Genomic DNA, 2543 nt, shown 5'->3' on the forward strand with positions numbered 1-2543 from the left:
GTTCGTCCACGTTACGTGGGTTCACCGGGTTCCAGGCGGGGACAGCGGGGCCCTCGTTGATCCATTCATGCACGTCGGAACTTACCCGACAAGGCATTTGGCTACCTTAAGCAACACCATTTTCGGTGTTGGACCATATCTTCATTCGAACTCCGATCAGGGTTCGAACGCCTAGCGTATGGTCTCTGAGGCGCCCGCCCTTCGCTCGATCTCGCTAATAACCTCTTCAATATTATGTTTGCGTTCATGAGAAAGGCTGTAAGCCATTACTATGAGCCTCTTCAAACCTTCAGCCTTTTTATGTTCCCCATTTTCAAGCGCCTCAACAATCCTGCAAAAGTGGTCAAACTCCTTCGATTTTGCGATCGGCTTATGCTTCTTGAAGAAAGGGATTACTTTTTCCGAGAGATGTCTCCTATTGTCGACAACATATTGAAGCATTGTTTCTTCTTGACCTGATTTCGGAATAATTCTTCCACACCCAAGCGTCTTTTTAAAGAGTTCAAGTATGACCCTATTGTTCTTATGCTGGGTCACGTGGAAAACCGGATCCACCACCCAGCCGTATCTCGCATCACTCTGTTTCTTTATCGCAATGGAGAAACAGCCTTCACCGTCTGTGAAGCCGAGAAGATAATAATTCAGGTATTTCCGTCTCTTTGGAAGCTTCGCTGGATCAATCACATCCCTGAATTCGAAGAGCATTGGCTGCATCGGATGTTTCGAGCCCTGCAATATAAGACTTGCGAAGAGCGGTTCCCTGCTGATCGCGCTCATCGCTCGCAGCTCTCTTCCCTGCTCGGGGGCTGCGAACTAGCGCTTCCCAGCATATAGCTAGGTTTAACGACTCCCTTTAATGCTGAGAGTCAGAGTTACTCCCGGCGTTTAGCGGCCCTTAGCCCGGTTGGACCCAGGTTTCAGGTACCGCCACTGGCCAGGATTCAGGAACCGTGTAAACCCTTTCGGGCTAACGGTTCCCTATGTTTTTAGTAAACAGTCGGGACCCCCTTGTCACTGCGACCTGAAGCCAAGCCTCGCGGCCCAGCCTCAGGCACCACTTCTCCCTAAGTTACGTGGCTAATTTGCCGAGTTCCCTCGCCATGGATTACCCCCGACACGCCTTGGGCTTCTCACCCAGGGGCACCTGTGTCGGTTCTCGGTACGGTCAGACGGGATCCTTCCCAGAAGCCTTTTCCATGGGCCTAGGAATCGGGTGAACACGCCTAATGGCGTGCTATTCCCGCCTTCACCTGGTTCTCGCCTTTACGGCACTCCCCAGGCTTAAACGGTTAAACAGGGCAGCAACCCTGCTCACCCTATCCCAAGCCGTCGGCTCCTGAGCCTAGCGTCGCCGCACGTACCCGTCTGGTGCCGGAATATTAACCGGCTTCCCCTTATCGGCCTACTCGTGTTAAGAGCAGGCCTTAGGACCGACTAACCCCCGGCTGACGACGCATTGCCGGGGAACCCTGGCCCTTACGGCGGTTGGGATTCTCACCCAACTTTGATGTTACTACCACCGGGATATGCACTTCGACTCGGTCCACTGGGCCTCACGACCCAGCTTCCACCCAAGCCGAACGCCCTCCTACCAGACACGCTACAGGGTAGCGTGCTCCAAGGTATCGGTAGCCAGCTTTAGCCCCGTCCATTTTCGGGGCCTTGCCTCTCGACCGGTAAGCTGTTACGCACTTTTTAAGTGGTGGCTGCTTCTAAGCCTACACCCCGGTTGTCTAAGAGGCAAGACGCCCTTTGGTTTGACACTTAGCTGGCATTTGGGGACCTTAACCTTGGTCTGGGTTGCCCCCCTCTCGGTCCACGAGCTTAACCCGCGGAACCCCACTCCGCCCTTCTCAGGAGCATACTGGTTCGGAGTTTGAAAGAGAGGCGGGCCCTTTCGAGCCCTTACCACTCAATCAGTGCTCTACCCAGTACGCATCCTCCAGGCGGGCTGAGCTGCGACTCACTTCGGAGGGAACTAGCTATCACCGAGCTAGATTGGTTTTTGTCCCCTAGCCCCAGGTCAGAGGAACGAATTGCACGTCAGCACCCCTACGGACCTCCACCAGGCTTTCGCCTGGCTTCGCCCTGCCCAGGGCTAGATCGCTCGGTTTCTAGTCTTACCGCCATGACTAAGGGCGCTCAACGCACCCCCCACCTCCAGCCTTAAAAGGCTGTGCGTGGAGTCGGTTTCCCTACGCCTACGAGGCTTCAAGCCTCTTAAGCTCGCCATGACGGTAAACTCCCCGGCCCGTGTTTCAAGACGGAGCGCATGACCCTGGTACCCTTCATCGCAGAGAGCCGTCTCCAGCCTCCGCTTTTGAAGGGAGTAACCCTTTCAGGCCATGCACGTCTATAACTGCCTGGTTTCAGGCGCTTTTCACCCCCCTTCCGGGGCACTTTTCAGATTTCCGTCACCGTACTGGTGCGCTATCGGTCTCGACGAGTACTTAGCCTTGGAAGCAGCTGGCTCCCTGCTTCCCATAGCATATCCGAGCTATGGTACTCGGGCTGAGAAGCCATCCTCCTCCAGGCCTACCCCT

The 2543-nt window shown here is 55.0% G+C and carries 1 rRNA gene; it reads right to left on the reverse strand.

The features are described 5' to 3' along the window. Positions 1 to 2543, reverse strand: a 23S ribosomal RNA gene (locus ACP5PX_RS07795); the annotation flags it as partial.

The sequence above is a fragment of the Hadarchaeum sp. (SeqCode) genome (assembly GCF_049969415.1).
In the GTDB taxonomy this organism is placed as follows: Archaea; Hadarchaeota; Hadarchaeia; order Hadarchaeales; family Hadarchaeaceae; genus Hadarchaeum.